The sequence below is a fragment of the Paludicola sp. MB14-C6 genome, assembly GCF_030908625.1.
Classification (GTDB): domain Bacteria; phylum Bacillota; class Clostridia; order Oscillospirales; family Ruminococcaceae; genus Paludihabitans.
This window is the reverse complement of sequence record NZ_CP133133.1, coordinates 1833951-1851938: the sequence shown is the minus strand read 5'-3', so window position 1 is coordinate 1851938 and position 17988 is coordinate 1833951. Positions and strand designations below refer to the sequence as shown.

15 protein-coding genes are annotated in these 17988 nt (G+C 34.8%); 4 read left to right on the top strand and 11 right to left on the bottom strand.

Annotated features, from left to right (window positions below):
- Positions 1-9: 9 nt before the first annotated feature.
- From anmK to RBG61_RS08860, 9 genes are all read right to left on the bottom strand, one after another.
- Positions 10-1194 carry an anhydro-N-acetylmuramic acid kinase AnmK gene (gene anmK, locus RBG61_RS08900; protein ID WP_307942773.1) on the bottom strand — a complete coding sequence of 395 codons (1185 nt, stop codon included), beginning with the start codon at positions 1192-1194 and terminating at the stop codon, positions 10-12.
- Positions 1187-2755, bottom strand: a complete 1569-nt coding sequence (gene nagZ / locus RBG61_RS08895) for a beta-N-acetylhexosaminidase (protein ID WP_307942772.1) — start codon at positions 2753-2755, stop codon at positions 1187-1189. The genes anmK and nagZ overlap by 8 nt, the downstream gene beginning before the upstream one ends.
- Positions 2756-2774: 19 nt before the next feature.
- On the bottom strand, positions 2775-3647 hold the full coding sequence (locus RBG61_RS08890; RefSeq protein WP_307942770.1) for a MurR/RpiR family transcriptional regulator: 873 nt from the start codon (positions 3645-3647) through the stop codon (positions 2775-2777).
- A 78-nt stretch (positions 3648-3725) separates the two neighbouring features.
- Positions 3726-4592 (bottom strand): carbohydrate ABC transporter permease, encoded by an 867-nt coding sequence (locus RBG61_RS08885; RefSeq protein WP_307942769.1) that lies wholly within the window; start codon positions 4590-4592, stop codon positions 3726-3728.
- 39 nt (positions 4593-4631) lie between these two features.
- Positions 4632-5570: an ABC transporter permease gene (locus RBG61_RS08880; protein ID WP_307942767.1), complete on the bottom strand. Its 939-nt coding sequence runs from the start codon at positions 5568-5570 to the stop codon at positions 4632-4634.
- A gap of 77 nt (positions 5571-5647) precedes the next feature.
- Entirely contained in the window at positions 5648-7210 is a 1563-nt protein-coding gene (locus RBG61_RS08875) for an extracellular solute-binding protein (protein ID WP_307942765.1), read from the bottom strand.
- 446 nt (positions 7211-7656) lie between these two features.
- Positions 7657-9033, bottom strand: coding sequence for an MATE family efflux transporter (locus tag RBG61_RS08870; RefSeq protein WP_307942763.1), 1377 nt, complete (start codon positions 9031-9033; stop codon positions 7657-7659).
- 128 nt (positions 9034-9161) lie between these two features.
- Positions 9162-10751, bottom strand: a complete 1590-nt coding sequence (cimA, locus tag RBG61_RS08865; RefSeq protein ID WP_307942761.1) for a citramalate synthase — start codon at positions 10749-10751, stop codon at positions 9162-9164.
- 141 nt (positions 10752-10892) lie between these two features.
- Positions 10893-11855 (bottom strand): ABC transporter substrate-binding protein, encoded by a 963-nt coding sequence (locus tag RBG61_RS08860; RefSeq protein ID WP_307942757.1) that lies wholly within the window; start codon positions 11853-11855, stop codon positions 10893-10895.
- Between the two features lie 245 nt (positions 11856-12100).
- Here RBG61_RS08860 and ilvB point away from each other — a divergent pair, with 245 nt between their 5' ends.
- From ilvB to RBG61_RS08840, 4 genes are all read left to right on the top strand, one after another.
- Positions 12101-13714, top strand: coding sequence for a biosynthetic-type acetolactate synthase large subunit (gene ilvB / locus RBG61_RS08855; RefSeq protein WP_307942754.1), 1614 nt, complete (start codon positions 12101-12103; stop codon positions 13712-13714).
- A 15-nt stretch (positions 13715-13729) separates the two neighbouring features.
- Positions 13730-14221 (top strand): acetolactate synthase small subunit, encoded by a 492-nt coding sequence (gene ilvN, locus RBG61_RS08850; protein ID WP_307942751.1) that lies wholly within the window; start codon positions 13730-13732, stop codon positions 14219-14221.
- A 175-nt stretch (positions 14222-14396) separates the two neighbouring features.
- Positions 14397-15275 (top strand): hypothetical protein, encoded by an 879-nt coding sequence (locus tag RBG61_RS08845; RefSeq protein ID WP_307942748.1) that lies wholly within the window; start codon positions 14397-14399, stop codon positions 15273-15275.
- Positions 15276-15291: 16 nt separating this feature from the next.
- Complete coding sequence (locus tag RBG61_RS08840) at positions 15292-16083, top strand: PHP domain-containing protein (RefSeq protein ID WP_307942746.1); 792 nt, start codon at positions 15292-15294, stop codon at positions 16081-16083.
- Positions 16084-16275: 192 nt separating this feature from the next.
- Here the strand turns inward: RBG61_RS08840 and RBG61_RS08835 are convergent, their stop codons facing one another.
- Both RBG61_RS08835 and RBG61_RS08830 read right to left on the bottom strand, forming a co-directional pair.
- Positions 16276-16725, bottom strand: a complete 450-nt coding sequence (locus RBG61_RS08835) for a type IV pilin protein (protein ID WP_307942744.1) — start codon at positions 16723-16725, stop codon at positions 16276-16278.
- A gap of 133 nt (positions 16726-16858) precedes the next feature.
- Positions 16859-17959 carry a type IV pilus twitching motility protein PilT gene (locus RBG61_RS08830; RefSeq protein ID WP_307942742.1) on the bottom strand — a complete coding sequence of 367 codons (1101 nt, stop codon included), beginning with the start codon at positions 17957-17959 and terminating at the stop codon, positions 16859-16861.
- Positions 17960-17988: the final 29 nt, after the last annotated feature.

Here is a 17988-nt window from a genome sequence, read left to right as displayed (position 1 = left end):
TATGTAGTTTTATATACTGATTTTACCTAGAATTTTCTTTTTATAGGCACCTGTTGCAGAGGGAGTATTATTCGGATGAAATGATATCGTTTCATTTGCTAACACTGCAAAGGCGATTGCCTCTTTTGCATCACTGGAAAAACCTAAATCCTCTTGAATACATACCGTTGTTTTCGGCAATTCAGCCTTCAACATTTTAACTAGAGTACTATTATAGCTACCTCCTCCTCCAACTACCAACTTTGTAATTGGTAGTGGAATAAGATGTTCGCAAGCATCTGCAATTGTTTTTGCAGTAAACATAGTTGTTGTCGCTACAATATCATGATCTGACATACCAAGCGATTTACACTTTTCGAGTAGCTGCTTACTAAATCTTTTACCGAAGTACTCTCTACCTGTAGTTTTAGGCGGTAAAATCTTAAAATATTTGTCTTGCATAAGTTCCGATAGAACTTGTTCATTTACGATTCCTTGACTAGCGATCTCTCCATTCACATCATAACTTTGCTTACCATTTGTTATAAAAGAAACCATAAAATCAATAATCATATTGCCAGGGCCTGTATCAAAGGCTATCACTTCATGCTCAGCCGCACCTTTAGGGATAACGGTGATATTACCTACTCCTCCAATGTTTTGTAAGGCTATACAATCCGTTTCACTGCGATAAAGCAAATATTCTGTATATGGCACAAGTGGGGCACCTTCGCCACCTGCCGCTACATCCATTACCCTAAAATCAGACACAGTAACTACTCCTGTTCTATCAGCAATTACTGCCCCCTCGCCGATTTGGAGAGTAGAACGAATTTGATAACCACAGTCATTTACCGGCACAGGTATATGGTAAATTGTCTGCCCATGAGAACCTATAAGATCAATATCTGCTAAACTGATTGCACATTTATCGGCTATCTTTTTAGCGGCTTCTGCAAAAAGCTCTCCTAATAAAAAGTTCATATGACAAATATCTTTGCTAGATGAAGTTTTATCTTCAAAAAGTGCAAATATTCTTTCTCGTATGCCATCGGGCATCTTATAATTTTCAAAGCCTAATAGTTCAGCTTTTGTGTCTGTGTAGCTTCCTTTAATTCTTACTAAAGCTGCATCAATACCATCTACTGAAGTTCCTGACATTAGCCCAATAACCATACGCTCATTCTTATTAAAAAGATTTTCTAATTTATTCATAATCTGCAACAGGCATAACACCCATGAATGGTATATCACCAGCAAGGCATTTGCAAACATTATATATGGAACGTTTTGTATATTCATAAGCCGCAACAAAAGATACTGATTCAGGCATAACCTTGCAATCATAAGGTAATCGTAATGCCACAACGATTACATTTGCGCCTATATCAGTTAATCTTTTTACCAATAAAGCTTGCTGTCTATTTAAGATAGCATTATATGTAGCAACTACAATTTTATCGTAGTTAATAGAAGCTTCTACAATCTCTTGGATTACTATATCAGGTACATCTAACTCGATTTCACGATAGTTGGCTCCTTGAGTTTTTGCAAGTACTTCTGCAAAACTCTCTAAAACCACCGTAGAATTCTCGGCAAGATTTGCCCTTATTGGCAGGGTTGAAATAGCGAGCAGTTTACAGTTACCTAATGGTAAAAGCTTTTGTGGATCTCTTACTAAGGTAATACTTTCTCGACTCATTTTTTCTGCAAGCTGCTCATGCTTTGGATATATTTCAACCAGCTGCTCAAAAGGTATAAAATCAAAGTTTAGGTGAAATTGTTTTTTATAGCTTAGAATTCTTTCAAAAGCATCATCGATACGGCTGATTGGTATTGTCCCATCTGCAACCGCTTTTTTGATTGCTTCAAACGCAAGATGATTATCCGTATGACTACCTGTCATACACAATAAATCTACTCCGGCTTGAATGGCTAATACCGCTCCACGTTCAATACCATAATTAGACCTTATTGCTTCCATTTGCATACCATCTGTCATAACGATTCCTTGGAAGTTTAACGTTTCTCGCAAGAACTTGGTTAAGATTTCAGAAGATAGAGTTGCCGGTAATCTCGTTTTATCTACTGATGGAAAAACCACATGGGCAGACATGATGGATGACACGCCAGCTTTTATTGCTGCTTTAAACGGCAATAATTCCACTTTTTCTAACCGCTCCATCGGATAATCAACAACCGGAAGTGACAAATGAGAATCTACAGTAACATCTCCATGTCCGGGAAAATGTTTCGCACTTGCAAGTACTCCTGCTGATTGTAATCCTTTCAAATAATCCACACCCATTTGGGATACTATTTCCGGATTATCAGAATAAGAGCGTATGCCTATTACAGGATTATAGGGATTATTATTCACATCTAAAACCGGAGCAAGGTTAAGGTTGATACCCATTCTAAGAAGCTCGGTTCCAACCATTTTACCCATTTCATAAACACTATCCGCATTGTTTGACGCTGTTATTGCCATATTGGTTGGAAAATGTGTAGCACCGGAATATACTCTCGTTACCATTCCGCCCTCTTGATCTATTGCAATAAATGCCGGTATATTACAATTTTGCTTTGCAATTTCTTGAAGACTGCGGCTTAACTCAGCCACAGCTTTATAATTTTCTAGATTTCTAGCAAAATAAATAAAGTTAGAAAACTTATGCTTTGTGAATTCATCAATATCTTCTTGTGTCAGATGTGAATGGGCAAAGCTCACTACAAATAGTTGGGCAATTTTTTGATCTAAAGAATACGTTTGCATGATTTTATTCCACCCTTAGTCAATTTGTCAAATCTTTAAAATGTCTGCTAATGACATAACTATCATTTAAATGTTTGGTTACATTCTGAACATCATTTTTCAAAATAGTACTATATAAAATATCTACCACAATGAGCTGAGCCATTCGTGAGCTGGTTGCTCCAATACGTTTCTCATTTTCCGGAGAACTCATTATGAGTTTAAAATCGGCAATCTCAGTTAAATCATTTTTTCCGAATTTTGTTATTGCAACAATTTTTGCGCCCCTTTGTTTTACAATGTGCAATAACTCCACTATTTCTTTGGTTCTGCCTGAACATGATATAAATACTGCTACATCATCTGCTTGAATGCAAGATGTTGATAACAAATTTTCATGAAAATCCTCAAAATAAACAACACATTTCCCAATACGGGTAAGCTTTTGAGCTAAGTCCTTTGCGACAACCCCAGATGCAGCAACACCAAAAATACGTATAGAGCGAGCTTTTGCTATTTCTTTCGCTGCATTTTCCACCACTTGTTCATCAACTAACAATGCAGTGTCTCGAATTGCTGTAATACTATTCTCCGTTATTCTTGCAACAACATTTTTAATGGTATTATTATTTTTAAGTTCGGGAAATTCACTTTCGTTTTTTGCTTGGCTCTCATTAACGGCGTTTTGTAAGTTTGTTATCATTGCTTTTTTTAAGTCTTTAATTCCCTCATAGCCTAAGCTTTTACTAAAACGAATCCACGTTGCTTTGCTCACCTTTGAATTATAAGCTAAATCATCTACTGACATTTTTAATGCACTTTCAAAATTACTACTTAGATACTTAGCCGCTCTTTGCTCTGCACTCGTTAAATCACTTAAATATTCTCTAATTTTCAGTTCGATATCAGTCAATATCTTCACTCCTAAAACTTTCTATCCAAAGTAACGCTATGATATGTATCACACTTGGTTATTTTCTTTTATTGTATGTTATCCTTTTACTGAACCTAAAGTTAATCCTTTAACGAAGAATTTTTGTAAGAAAGGATATAAACAAATAATTGGTATTGTCGTTGTCATAATTACTGCAGATTTTATTGTAATTTCTATCGTAGTTTTATCAGCGGATCCTGCTCCATCACCAACTGATGCTGCACCATTTACAATATTACGTAAGTATAGCATTACCGGGAACTGATCTGCTTTTAGATAGATTAAACCATTAAACCAATCACTCCAAAAGAAAACTGCTGTATAAAGTGAAATGGTTGCAATCGCTGGTAACGACAAAGGCAATACAATGCGAATGAGTATATTAAAATAATCAAGGCCATCAATTATAGCCGCCTCTTCAATCTCTTCAGGGATACCCTTGAAGAAGTTAATCAGGATAATGAGATTAAACTGGTTAATTGCAAATGGCAATAGCATTGCCCATATTGTATTTGTAAGATGCAATGAAGCTACAACAAGGTAGTTTGGAATTAAACCACCAGAGAAAAACATAGAGAAGACCACCAGTTTCATAATGATACTTCTTCCCTTTAAAAAGTTCTTAGAAAGTGGATAAGCAAAGAGAATTGTCATTGTTAAAGAGATGAATGTACCTACAATTGTATAAAATATTGTATTTCCATATGCCCTAAAAAAGTTCGGATATGAAAATATCTCTTTATACGCATCAATAGTAAAACCAACCGGCCATAAGGAAACTTTATTATTGATAACTGCATCCGCACTAGAAAAAGAAAGCGCAATCATATATATAAATGGAAAAAAGCAAACCGCACCAACTAGACACATAATAATCATATTTATGATATCAAATGCACGTTCACCCTTTGAAGTAATTTTCATATAAAACTCTCCATCTTTTTATAATTAGGCTACAAAGCACTAATAAATGCTCTCACCCGATACTTTTCTACTGAACCAGTTGGCACTACTTACAAGAATTAAACCTATAATACCGCCGAAAAGTCCAACTGCAGTTGCATAGGAGTAATTTTGATTTTGCATACCAACCCGATATACCAACGTATCAATAATATCGCTGACTGCTGCGTTATTTGGAGTATAAAGTAACAACACTTTTTCAAATCCAACACTTAACAACCTGCCAACATTTAGAATGAGCATAACCATAATGGTTGGCATGATTGAAGGAATTGTCACATAGATAATTTGCTTAAATCTATTTGCACCATCAATCTTTGCGGCCTCAAACAATTCGGAACTAACGCCTGTAATAGCTGCAAGATAAATGATTGCTGTCCAACCTGTGTACTGCCATGTGTCTGTTAAAATATAGAGAATTCTGAAATAGCCTGGCTCATTTAGAAAGAATATTGGTTGCATTCCGAATAAATCGCTTAACATGCGATTCACGATACCGGAGCTAGGAGAAAGGATTTCTCCCAACATAGAAATTACAACTACGGTCGAAACGAAGCGAGGCATATAAGAGGCAGTTTGAATAAATTTTTTAAATCGAAAGAATTTCATTTCGTTAAGTAATATCGCAAAAATAATAGGTATTGGGAAGTTCACTATAATATTAAGTATTGAAAGTATTAATGTATTGCAAAACGCACGCCAAAAAGCACTATCTGTCATGAACATTTTAAAATATGCAAAACCTACAAAGCGATTTCCAAAGGCAGAACCACCCGGCTTAAACCGCCTAAATGCAAGTATATTTCCAAACATAGGCGTATATTTAAATATAATAAAATAAATAATTGGTAAAAGCATCATAGCATATAGCTGCCAGTATTTTTTAAAATACTTCTTATTAGAAGATTTATTGAGAGATGGTTTTGATATCGTTTTCATCATTTCCTCCTGTTCAAAAAACCCGATTTATATAGGACAGGGGCGTAGCTACTACACCCCTATCCCTAAAAATTAAATTACTTTAAGTGATCATTATAAAGTTTTACTAGATCGTTAATTCCTTTGCTTTCCATCTCTTTTACATAAGTTGCCCAATCTTTATCAATACTCTTTTTACCAGTGATAAAGTCATTATTCCATACATCAAAGACGCTAGCTAAAGGAGCTTGAAGCAATCCGGCTTTTTCAGCTTGCATGTCATCAAACTTAGCTGCAGGAGGAATTACTTGAATGGCATCATCCATTTGTGCAACAGTTTTGTTGATAGCTGCATAGTTTGCATCATACTTTGTCATTTCTCTTTGGTTAATCCAAACTTGTTGTAACACATCTACGCCAAGACCATATTTTAATTGCAATTCTTTGTAAACACCATTTGGTGAATCTACGATTTCTTTTGCATATGTAATCTTATCGCCATCTTTTGTATATGTTTCGCCTTCAAATCCCATGCACCACATTTGTGCATTTGCTGAGTCATAGAACATTTTATCAACGGCTTTTACTATTTCTTTAAAATCTGATCTTTCCATTGCTTTTTTCGTAAATAATGCGCCGCCGCCTGTTTTACTCTTTGGTTGATGGTGTGCACCAGCCGGTCCAGCTAATGGAGGAAGCATATTAAATTTAATACCTTGAACTTTTGAATTAGAAACAATTCCGCCAATTTGGTCATAATAAGCCCATGATGCTGCTGAAGCACCTGTTGCCATTTTACTCGTCCATTTATCGCCTGCATTAACCATTTCAGGATCAAATAAGCCTTCTTTATAAAGACGTGCAAAATATGTTAGGTATTGTTTATATAGGTCACTTGTTGCTCCAGCAAAGTATTGCTTTTTACTATAATCCCATGAAAGTACATGAGTTCCTGTGGAAGCATTTTTGCCTAGTGAAATTCCAAAGCTAGGCATTGTCATTCTAAATAGAACACGAGGTTCAACTAATGTAGTTAATGGATAAGACTTTGGATCTGCTTCTTTAAATTTCTTTAAAACAGTATACAAATCCTCAAACGTTTTTGGTGCAGGTAGACTAAATTTATCAAGTAAATCTTGACGAATCAAAAGTCCACCATCATAAAACGGTTTATCGAATAATGCCGGCATAAAATATCTTTTACCGTCTTTTAGAGATAAATTTTTTACATCTTCCTCAAGGCCTAATTCCTTTACCGTTTTATTAAAGTTAGGAGTTAGATCTGAATAATCACTAATTGGAGCAATTGCACCGTTTAATGCTAAAGCGGCAAGTTCTCCTTTTGTAACAGTTTGATATAAAATTACCTCTGGTGCTGTACCCGTATTTAAACCTAGGGAAACTTTTTGCTGGTAGTCTGCAATTGGAACAACTTCAAAAGTAACTTCAGCATTTGCTGATTTTTGGGCTTCAATTACAGATTTCCAGTCAGCTTTAAATGGCAGTGTCGCATTGTCGGAATAGAGCATTGAAAATTTGACTGGCTGCGCTGGTGCATTTGACTGTGATGAAGTCTTTTGCCGGTCTGTAGGATTAGAGCATCCTGCAAACAATGAGAGAATAATTGCAAGTGATAATGATGCTGCTAAAAATTTTTTCATAGTATCCTCCAAAATATGTATTTGACACTTTTGTTTTATAAAGTGTGCCATTCTTTGAAATTATAATATCAAAATTTATAAAAAATGTCAAGAATATATTTACATTTATTCTTCAATTTGTATATATAAACAAATTTGCAGGACGTTTTTGTTATAATTAACAATAAAGTAAGTTAACTAATATTTATAGTAAAACTGTAATTAGTTCTAATAAATACAATTAAATATTATTGCTTCATTTAAAGTATATGGGTGAATTGGCTACTAATAGAATTGTGAGTCAATATGAAATATTAATTAATGACAAACCTTTACCTTGCTAGAAAAAGGATTATTCTTATCTGGTTACCTTAATATATCAAAAAGGATACTACTTTCTCTTACGAGTTGTAGTATCCTTTATTCATGCTTTTCTATTCAATTTGACCTGTTTAATTGACAACATATCAATTAACTAGCTGATTATCTAATGGGGTTAATGTATTAATATTCTTTTTAAACACAGCTATTGTTATACTGATTGCCACAATCAGGGATATCATTTCAGATAAAGGAAATGCTAACCATACATAATTTACGCCCCAAAATGAAAATAGGTATGCTGCCGGTAATAAAACAACCAATTGCCTTAAAACCGAAATGATTAAGCTTCTTGTTCCCATACCGATTGCCTGAAACAATGTTGACGACATAATACCAATTGCCGCAGGAATAAAACAAATACAAATTAGTCGGAATGCCACTACACCAATTTCAAGCATTTCTGCATTTGCATTAAAAATACGCAGTAGTTTATCAGGAATGGAAGCAAATAAGATTGTACCCAATGCCATAATTACAATTGCAATAGCAGTACCTATTTTTAATGCTGAAACTACCCTCTTACGATTTCTTGCACCGTAATTATAACCCAAAACAGGCATAACACCTTGCATCAATCCAAACACCGGCATGAAAACGAAAGATTGTAATTTAAAGTATACTCCCAGAACATTAACCGCAGCTTCACTAAATCCGATTAAAATCCCGTTTAGTGCAGTTGTTAACACAGATGCAATTGATTGCATAATAATTGCCGGAAAACCGACAGCATAAATATCACGTATTGTTTTCCATTCAAATCGAAATCCTTTAAATGCGATATGCACATCATGACTTTTTATCTCAACAATAATAATACTAAATGTCATAGCTACCATTTGACCAACGACAGTTGCAACCGCTGCACCTACAACGCCCATTTTAGGGAAACCGAATAAACCAAAAATCAAAATTGGGTCTAAAATAATATTTGTGATTGCACCAGATAGCTGGAACATCATTGGATATATCATATTACCTGTTGCTTGCAGCGTCTTTTCAATATTGATTTCCATAAAAATTCCAACTGAAAAAATAGTAACAATATAAGTATAGTCACAGCCCATTTTTAAAATAGCGGGATCAGATGTAAATACTTGTAGAAACATTTTTGTAAATAAAATGCCAAGCACTGCAAAGACTACACCCGAAATTAACGCTAAAAACAGTCCATGTGTTGCTGCTTTGCTTGCTTTATCTTTATTGCCTTCTCCAAGCCTTCTTGATACAACTGAGTTAATTCCGATTCCTGTACCAATTGCTACAGAAAGAATTAGCATTTGAATTGGGAATGCAAGTGATACTGCTGTAAATGCTTGTGTGCCTAATTTAGCTACAAAGTAGCTGTCAACAATATTATATAACGATTGCACAAGCATAGAGAACATTGCCGGTAGCGACATTGTCATAATTAAACCAAACATTGGTTTGGATCCCATTTTATTTTCTTTTACTTGATCCATTTTCTTTTCCTCTCTCTTTTTAATCTATAAAATAAATTTGGACACGATACTATTTCGTGTCCTAAGATCAATACCAATTTCATTTAAATTCAAAATTATTGTTCAAATGAATTTCAAAAATCATAATCCTATTCTTCTTCACTATCATTATATTTTTTTTCTTTCATGAGCTTATATTCAACAGAATCTAAAAGCGCATGAAGGCTCGCATCAATAATGTCTCGAGACACACCAACGGTAGTCCAAATATCTGTTCCATCACTGGACACAATCATAACACGAACTAACGCTGCAGTTGCATCACTAGGTTCAATGACTCTAACTTTATAGTCAATCAGCCTTATATTTTTGGCAGCAGGATAAAATCTTTGTACTGCTTTTTTTAACGCAATATCCAATGCGTGAACAGGACCTTCTCCTTCTGCTGCTGTAATTTCTGTTTCCTCTCCTACTTGAATTTTTATCATCGCAGAAGCCAATCCACCATGCAATCCTGCTGTTTGCTCACCAATTACTTTAAATCTCAATAATTTAAAAAAAGGATCAAACTGATTGAGGTGCTTCGTGATAACTAATTCAAGACTTGCAGTTGCAGATTCAAATAAATATCCTTTGAACTCAAGCTCTTTTAAAATATCGATCAATTCTTGCGCTTCTTTTGATTCTTTCGTAATCGTTGGATCAATATCGTTGATCACACTCAACATTGCTGAACGGCCAGAAACCTCGGAAATCAACACATGACGTTTATTTCCAACAGATTCAGGAGCTATATGTTCAAATGAAGATGATTTTTTTGTCACACCGTCAACATGCATTCCACCTTTATGAGAAAAAGCACTTTTTCCTACAAAGGGAATTGCATTATCTAAGCTTACGTTGGTTACTTCAGCAATAAATCGAGCAGTTTTTGTCAGCCGCTGCATATATTCAATTGGTATACATTCATAGCCCTCTTTAAGTTGCAATAAGGGAATAACCGAAGACAAGTTTGCATTTCCACAACGTTCTCCAAATCCGATATATGTACCCTGAACATGAGTTGCACCGCCTTTTACCGCCATAACAGAATTAGCAACGGCACATCCAATATCATTATGACAATGAATACCGATTTCACAAGTAAGTTGTGACTTTACCTCGTTAATAATTTGAGCAATTTCATCGCAAAATGTTCCCCCATTGGTATCACAAAGTACAATCACATCTGCCCCAGCATTTTGAGCAGTTAATAGAGTTTCCATAGTGTATTGTGCATTTTTTTTATATCCATCAAAAAAATGTTCCGCATCAAAAATTACTTCTTTTCCTTTGCTTTTAAAAAAGGATATTGTATCAAAAATCATTTCGATATTTTGTTGTTTTGTTGCCTTTAGTATATCAATTACATGATCTTCATTGCTTTTCCCAAAAATACTTACGACATCAGTATCGGCTTGTAATAAAGACAATATATTTTTGTCTTCATCAATTTTACTATCTTTATGACGTGTAGAACCAAAAGCCACTATTTTTGAATTCTTTAGTTTTAATTGCTTTACTTCATAAAAAAAATCCATGTCTTTTGGATTAGAGGCAGGGTTTCCGGCTTCAATATATTGAATTCCTAGCTTATCAAGTTTTTTTACAATCGCAAGCTTATCACGATTGGTAAACGCAATGCCTTCACCTTGTGCTCCATCCCTAAGGGTAGAATCCAAAATTTTTACGGAATTCATATACACACGTTCCTTTCTGCTTTTGTAATAATCATGTCAAATGGATAGTATAACTTATAAAATAGTAAAAAAGAGCAAAACGTAGTTTGAAAATAAAATTCCAAACTACTTCTACATATACAAGTATTTATATTGTCGTTACTAATTCTTTTTAAAGAACTCGTACCACTTCTTCTTTTCAGGTTGGCTGGATGAAGCCGGAGCCGGTTCTGAAAAATCCTTATCCGGATAAACAGTTGTTGCAATCTTTCTAAGTACTTCTGCAATATCTATATTTTGTACAGTAAGCTGTTCTTGCTCAACTGCAAATATCTTTTCATTTTTTACTGCATTGGAGTTTTTAAACAAATCACTTTCGATAATATGCTCTTTATCTAGCTTGGATGAGAAAAAAATCATATCAGGATTCATTGCTTTTACTTCATCAGCTGTAACTGCATATTGCTTTTTGCTTTCAGCTAAATTGGTTCCAATTACAGAAAGTAAGCTGCTTTCAAAAGTATCACCTGTTGCAATGATTGGATCTAATGCAGAAACATATAAAAAAGTGGGTTTGGTTTCAGGGGCTTTTGATTGAATATAATCTAACTGACGTTGCATCTCTTCAGTAATAGACTTTCCATTGGTATTGGCTTCTATTTGCCCTGACATGATTGTTATAATTTGAACATAGCGATCTAGCAGTTCTTTTGTTGATTTAACAGTAGGCATAACCACTACTTTAATACCGATTTCATTTAATTTTGACATTTCAAGCTTTGTCATTGGAACATTGGTAAATATAATTTCAGGAGCCACTTGCCCTATTTTTTCAAAATCAGGTTTTAGTCCTGTTCCAATTGATACAGGTTCTTTTACTTCACTTGGAATTTTGCAATCACTTGAATAGCCTACTGTTTTTTCTTGATATCCAAGGCTTAACAAAATTTCTGTTATTGACGGAGATAATGATGCTATTTTAAGTGGTGCTCTATCTATTGTAACATTTAATAGGGAAACAGGATATGGAGTTACCTTCTTTTTCACTCTGTTTGCTCCAGTACAAGCAGTAAAGGTAACTAAAACGACCAATAAAAGTAACGATATGCTAATTATCTTTTTCATAACGTATTTCCTCCATAATGGTGTATCTATCAATAAATTTTATATATATTTAATCATTCTAGAAGCGCTATATATTAGAATACCATCTTTTTAACCTTATTTCAACTTTTCTACGCAAGTTTTTCATAAATTTGTAAATTAGTACTTTAGTATGCCAAAGTGTTGCATTACAAAACAAGAAAGATTATAATAATAACAACGTATTTATGTCATTTTAGTATTTACATAAGAAAGGGTGTTTTATAATGATTACTGCCGCAAGCGCAATGGTAAAATGTTTACAAAAAGAAGGCGTACAAGTCGTCTTTGGTTTACCGGGCGCTACAATATGCCCTTTTTATGATGCATTGTATCATAGTAATATCAAACATATTTTAGTACGGCAAGAGCAAGGTGCAGGTCATGCTGCAAACGGATATGCTCGTATTACAAATAAACCCGGCGTTTGTATTGCAACCTCAGGTCCTGGTGCACTCAATTTAATTACTGCAATTGCAACAGCTTATATGGATTCTATTCCGATTGTTGTTATTACAGGACAGGTTGCAAGTGATTTATTAGGTCGAGATGTATTTCAAGAAGCCGATATTACGGGAGCTGCTGAGCCATTTGTGAAACACAGCTTTTTAGTGAGTGATGCAAAGGAACTGCCGAGTATCATGAAGTCTGCATTTTTAATTGCAAGTACCGGTCGACAAGGGCCTGTTTTAATCGACGTTCCTGTTGATATTCAAAAAGAAATGATTGACTTTTCATATCCAGAAACAATTGAAATCCGAAGCTATCATCCAAATATACAAGGGCATTCCGGTCAAATTAAAAGGGTGCTCAACGCTTTAGCAGAATCAAAAAAGCCGTTAATTTGTGCCGGTGGCGGTGTATTTAGTGCAAACGCTTGCAAAGAGCTTACAGCCTTTTCTCAAAAATCCAATATACCTGTTGTTTCCACTATGATGGGACTCAGTGCAGTTTCTCCAACTCATTCCTTATACTATGGGATGATTGGTATGAACGGAAGTGAAATTGCAAATCATGCCATGAACCAAGCAGATGTTATCATTTTACTTGGTGCTCGAGTAGGTGACCGTGCAATTATGTCACCAATCGGATTAAGTAAAACTGCAAAAATTATACACATTGACATTGACCCTGCTGAAATCGGCAAAAACATTGTTACCAATATTCCATTGGTTGGAGATGCCAAACATATTTTATCTGAAATGATTCAAAGCCCTCCAACTGCTGACTATTCAAAATGGATTACTGAATTAAAAAGCTATACAGCAAAGCCATTAAAATCTCGAAAGACTTCAAAGTACGTAAACCCTCATGAGTTTTTATCAAAGCTCATGGAAAAAGCTGATTCTAACGCTTGTATTATTGCAGATGTTGGTCAAAATCAAATTTGGACAGCAAGAAATTATTGTATTGAAGACGGACGATTTTTAACTTCAGGTGGAATGGGGACCATGGGTTATTCTATTCCTGCCGCAATAGGAGCAAAATTGGCAAGCCCTAATGCGCAAGTAGTTGCAATTTGCGGTGATGGCGCATTTCAAATGCAGATGATGGAACTTGCTACAATAAAAGAAAATCAAATTACCGTTAAAATAATTGTTATGAATAATCATGCATTAGGACTTGTTAAAGAAGTACAAGATCAGCAATATAACAAAAATGAAATTGCAGTACAACTAGATGGCAATCCCGACTTTGTAAAACTAGCAAAAGCATATCAAATTAATGCCAAACGCATTACAACATTAAAAAACATAGATGACGTCTTATCTGAATTTTTAGAAAATGATACTTCATTTGTGTTAGAATGCATTGTTAGCCCAGATGAACCAACATTGTAAAAAAGGAGACTGACTATGAAACACACCATTTCCATCTTGGTTGAAAACCATGCTGGCGTTTTGTCTAGAATATCCGGCCTATTTTCAAGGCGTGGATTTAATATTGACAGCCTTGCCGTAGGCATTACAGATGACCCAACCGTTTCTCGTATCACAATTGTTGTTGATGGGGATGATTATACCGTTGAACAAGTTGAAAAGCAGCTAAATAAACTTGTTGATGTCATTAAACTACGTAGGCTGAACCCAAGCGAAACCATCAGCCGTGAGCTAATGCTAATCAAAGTTGAATCTACTCCGAAAACCCGTGGCGATATCATTGATGTTGCTCAAGTAATGCAAGCAAAGGTTTGCGATATTTCGAAATCTACTATCACCATTGAAATTTCCGATACAACAGAGCGTATTGAAATTATTCATGAATTACTCCAACCATACAACATATTAGAAGTCGTTCGTACGGGAACAATTGCATTGGAAAAAGGAAATAGCCGTATAACCATTTAATCCTGTTTGCATATGCCACTTTCCTTTAAAAAATCGCACATAAATATATAAGTTGTTATGATTATTATCAGATATTTATAAAAACAGACGATAAACCAAATATAAGAGATAAAAGCGATAAAAGGCGAGGACTTCCTCGCCTATTTTCGCACAAATAAAAGGGGGTATTTTGAATATGAATCGAATTGGTAACGTGGATTATCATGTTCACTATTTTATCGACAAATGTGCACAAGAGGAAATGACCTTGTCAAACATTGAGAAAACAGCATTTCAATTAGGGCTAAAGGAAATCTGCGTTTTAAAACATTATTGTGACCATCTACCAAACGGTAAAGATGAATTTATAACTTGGTATCGAATTAAGCCAAACGAATTCGATTACTTTGTAAATGACATCACGACCTATCAGTCAAAATATGATATACGCATCCTATCGGGAGTAGAAACAGAGTTACTTGACGATAAAGGAACAATTAACATTCCAAAGGATAAAGTTGACTTAATCGATTTCATTGCATTAAGCTGCCATTGGCTGCTCAACATGGAAGTATTACCTATGGACTTGTTTTATTATCCGAATGCATCTTTCTATGAAAATGAAGGAGAGCGCAAAGAAGCTCAAGAAGCAATCAATCACTGGATTGCAAAAGTTAAAAAAACTGACACCGCAACAATTATAAAAAGCTACGTAAATGCATATGTTAAGGCAATTGAAGGCAATAATAAAATCAAAACACTTTCTCATATGTATGATGGGTTATTTCCATTAGATTTATATCACATTCCTGTTGATGAACTCTCTAAAACTGACTTAATAGATGTAATGACTCCTTTATTTGAAATTTGCGCCGAGAAGAAAGTTTTATGGGAGCTACTCAGTACACCTGTAAAAAGGCCATTCATTTTACAAGCAGCAAAAGAGCACGGAGTAAAATTCTGTGCATCCAGCGATTCTCATATGATTGCAAATGGTTGGGGAAACTTAGTAGACCATTATCAATCCGAAGCCTATATAGATTCATTGGAATTGCCAAAAGGTATTATAAAATAAGTTAGGAGCTCTTAAAATGATTTTCGAACATGACATACATGTACATACGTTTTTATCATCTTGTGGTAACGAAAACGCAAAGCCAGAGCATTATATTGAAATTGCCAAAAAACAGGGACTAAAAGTACTGGGCTTTTCCGATCACGTTTGGGATAGCAACGTAAAAGGTGCGTGGCCTTGGTATCAACCTCAAGATATCAGCCATGTACTTACTATTAAAAATCTATTAGCTAACAAAACAAATGACCTTAAAGTGTTAATTGGTTGTGAAGCTGAATTTACTGGCAACAACAAAGTTGCAATGACAAAAGAACATGCTGCTTTATTTGATTATGTACTTATTCCTACAACACACTTTCATATGAAAGATTATGTTTGCCCATCAAACATAACAAAACCTTATGAAGTTGCAAAATTGATGGTACAGCGTTTTAATGAAGCTGTTAAATTGGACATTGCAACGGGTATTGCACATCCGTTTGTACCATACGGATTTATGAAGCAAACGTCAGAATGCATTGCACTAATTTCAGACGATGAATTCATCAACAGCTTTTCATTAGCTAAAGAACATAACGTTAGCATAGAAATACACAGAGATATGTTTTTCCCTGTTGATGATACAATTATTGATAAAGACATCTTTATTCGTGTATTATCTTTAGCAAAACGTGCAGGCTGTTATTTTCACTATGGAAGTGATTCACACTCTATTCAAGCTTTTGAACAACGTAATATGATTGCTTCCTATATGGACGATTGTGGTATTACGGAATCAGATTTATTACCTTTAGTAAGAAGCAATTAGAATGGAAAGTTACATTGCAATATAGATCTCCATAAAAAATCAGGGTAAACAATATTTCTATTAAAATTACAAAATCCACGGAACATTTTATGTTCTGTGGATTTTGCCTTTCAAGATAAATCTTAGCTCAGTCACCAAGTTTCATTTATAATTTTAATTGTTCTTAAAATTATAAAACCGTTAAAACACTATTTAGCTACCGAACTTGCCATCTGTTCCGTTTTTCTTTAACGTTACAGTTGCCAATGTATATAGCTCACTATCATTACTTGTTCCTTTAACGTTAATTACAATATCTGTTAATCCAGCTGCATCTTCATTGATTCCTGATTTTGCAATAACAGCTGCAACTTCGGTATCAGTTAGCTTCACTGCCGTACGCTTAGTCTTTGTTGCTGAATCCAACTGGTCCACGCTACAACCTTTAATACTTGCATCTGTCAACATAGCTTGTGCAGTAGTGGCAATACTTCGAGCATCCGCATTTGCCGCTTTTTCCTTTGAATCGTTAACGAATCCAATCATAGATGGAATTCCAATGCAAGCTAAAACTGCAACAATTGCAATAACAATGATTAGTTCGACTAAAGTAAACCCTTTTTTATTCTTTGAATTTAACCTTTTTGTGAAAAAATTTAACATGATTTTTCCGCTCCTTATGTAATTTATTTATATTACCACCACTTAAAATGGTAATATTCACAATAAATAATCAAATCCCCTCTATGCGCTTTTTCATAACCAACTCAACCCCATCTAAACTATTGTTAAGCTTTTAATTATGCCTATATATATATTCTCCACGTTGATTGTTAACCGTTAAATAAGAATGTAACACTGTATAATCTGCGCATTTTTCAATTGCATCAGTTATATCAATAACACCCTCATTTACTAGCTTAGCAAGCTCTACATCTAGAGATTGCATTCCTTCCTTTGCCCCTGTTTGGATTGCAGAATCTACTTGATGACCTTTATTTTCTCGAATTAAGCTAGCAACCGCATCAGTAACTTTCAACACTTCCACTGCAGGAATACGGCTTTTATGATCAGCAGTTGGAATAAGTAATTGGGATACCACCCCTTTTAACACAGCAGATAGTTGAATACGTATTTGATTTTGCTGTGTTTGTGGAAATACATCAATCATTCTATCTACTGTATTTGCAGCACCTGTTGTATGTAATGTAGATAAAACTAAATGTCCTGTTTCTGCAGCAGTAATTGCAGCACTAATTGTTTCTAAATCACGCATTTCACCAACCAATATTACATCAGGATCCTCACGTAATGCTGATCTAAGTGCATTTGCAAAGCTATCAACATCTCTGCCCAATTCACGTTGATTTATCATACATTTCCCATGATAATGAATATACTCAATCGGATCTTCAATTGTAATAATATGCTTTTTGTAATTTTTATTAATGTAATCAATCATAGCTGCCAGAGTTGTAGATTTACCACTGCCTGTTGGCCCTGTTATTAAAACCATACCTCTGCTTAATTCGCAAAACTCCAGTATTATGTTTGGTAAATGCAGTTGCTCCAGATTCGGTATATCCTCTTGCAGTAATCGAAAAGCCGCTGCCAAACCGCCTTTTTGTCGATATACATTCACACGATTTCTCTTTCCTTCATTCGTATCAAAAGAGAAATCCACATCGCCTCCTTCGTCTAAAATTTCTCTTGTCTTAACATCCAATAAAGGCAATATTAAATCTTCCAGCATCATCTTTGTCATCTTAGGATATTCGGGTGCAAACAATAAAGCTCCATGCTGACGAAAAACCGGTGGTGCACCTTCTGTAAAATGTAAATCTGAGCAATCATTTTCTCTTGCAAACTTTAATAACTCATTAACAGTGAAATTCATAAACAATGTCCTCACGTTCGTTTTATTCC

Bases quoted from the DNA above. Each gene is read 5' to 3' on its own strand.
- RBG61_RS08885 (WP_307942769.1), bottom strand. From the start codon at position 4,592: ATGAAAATTACTTCAAAGGGTGAACGTGCATTTGATATCATAAATATG.
- ilvN (WP_307942751.1), top strand. From the start codon at position 13,730: ATGAAACACACCATTTCCATCTTGGTTGAAAACCATGCTGGCGTTTTG.
- RBG61_RS08840 (WP_307942746.1), top strand. From the start codon at position 15,292: ATGATTTTCGAACATGACATACATGTACATACGTTTTTATCATCTTGT.
- RBG61_RS08845 (WP_307942748.1), top strand. From the start codon at position 14,397: ATGAATCGAATTGGTAACGTGGATTATCATGTTCACTATTTTATCGAC.
- anmK (WP_307942773.1), bottom strand. From the start codon at position 1,194: ATGAATAAATTAGAAAATCTTTTTAATAAGAATGAGCGTATGGTTATT.
- RBG61_RS08830 (WP_307942742.1), bottom strand. From the start codon at position 17,959: ATGAATTTCACTGTTAATGAGTTATTAAAGTTTGCAAGAGAAAATGAT.
- RBG61_RS08835 (WP_307942744.1), bottom strand. From the start codon at position 16,725: ATGTTAAATTTTTTCACAAAAAGGTTAAATTCAAAGAATAAAAAAGGG.
- RBG61_RS08880 (WP_307942767.1), bottom strand. From the start codon at position 5,570: ATGAAAACGATATCAAAACCATCTCTCAATAAATCTTCTAATAAGAAG.
- RBG61_RS08875 (WP_307942765.1), bottom strand. From the start codon at position 7,210: ATGAAAAAATTTTTAGCAGCATCATTATCACTTGCAATTATTCTCTCA.
- cimA (WP_307942761.1), bottom strand. From the start codon at position 10,751: ATGAATTCCGTAAAAATTTTGGATTCTACCCTTAGGGATGGAGCACAA.
- ilvB (WP_307942754.1), top strand. From the start codon at position 12,101: ATGATTACTGCCGCAAGCGCAATGGTAAAATGTTTACAAAAAGAAGGC.
- nagZ (WP_307942772.1), bottom strand. From the start codon at position 2,755: ATGCAAACGTATTCTTTAGATCAAAAAATTGCCCAACTATTTGTAGTG.
- RBG61_RS08870 (WP_307942763.1), bottom strand. From the start codon at position 9,033: ATGGATCAAGTAAAAGAAAATAAAATGGGATCCAAACCAATGTTTGGT.
- RBG61_RS08860 (WP_307942757.1), bottom strand. From the start codon at position 11,855: ATGAAAAAGATAATTAGCATATCGTTACTTTTATTGGTCGTTTTAGTT.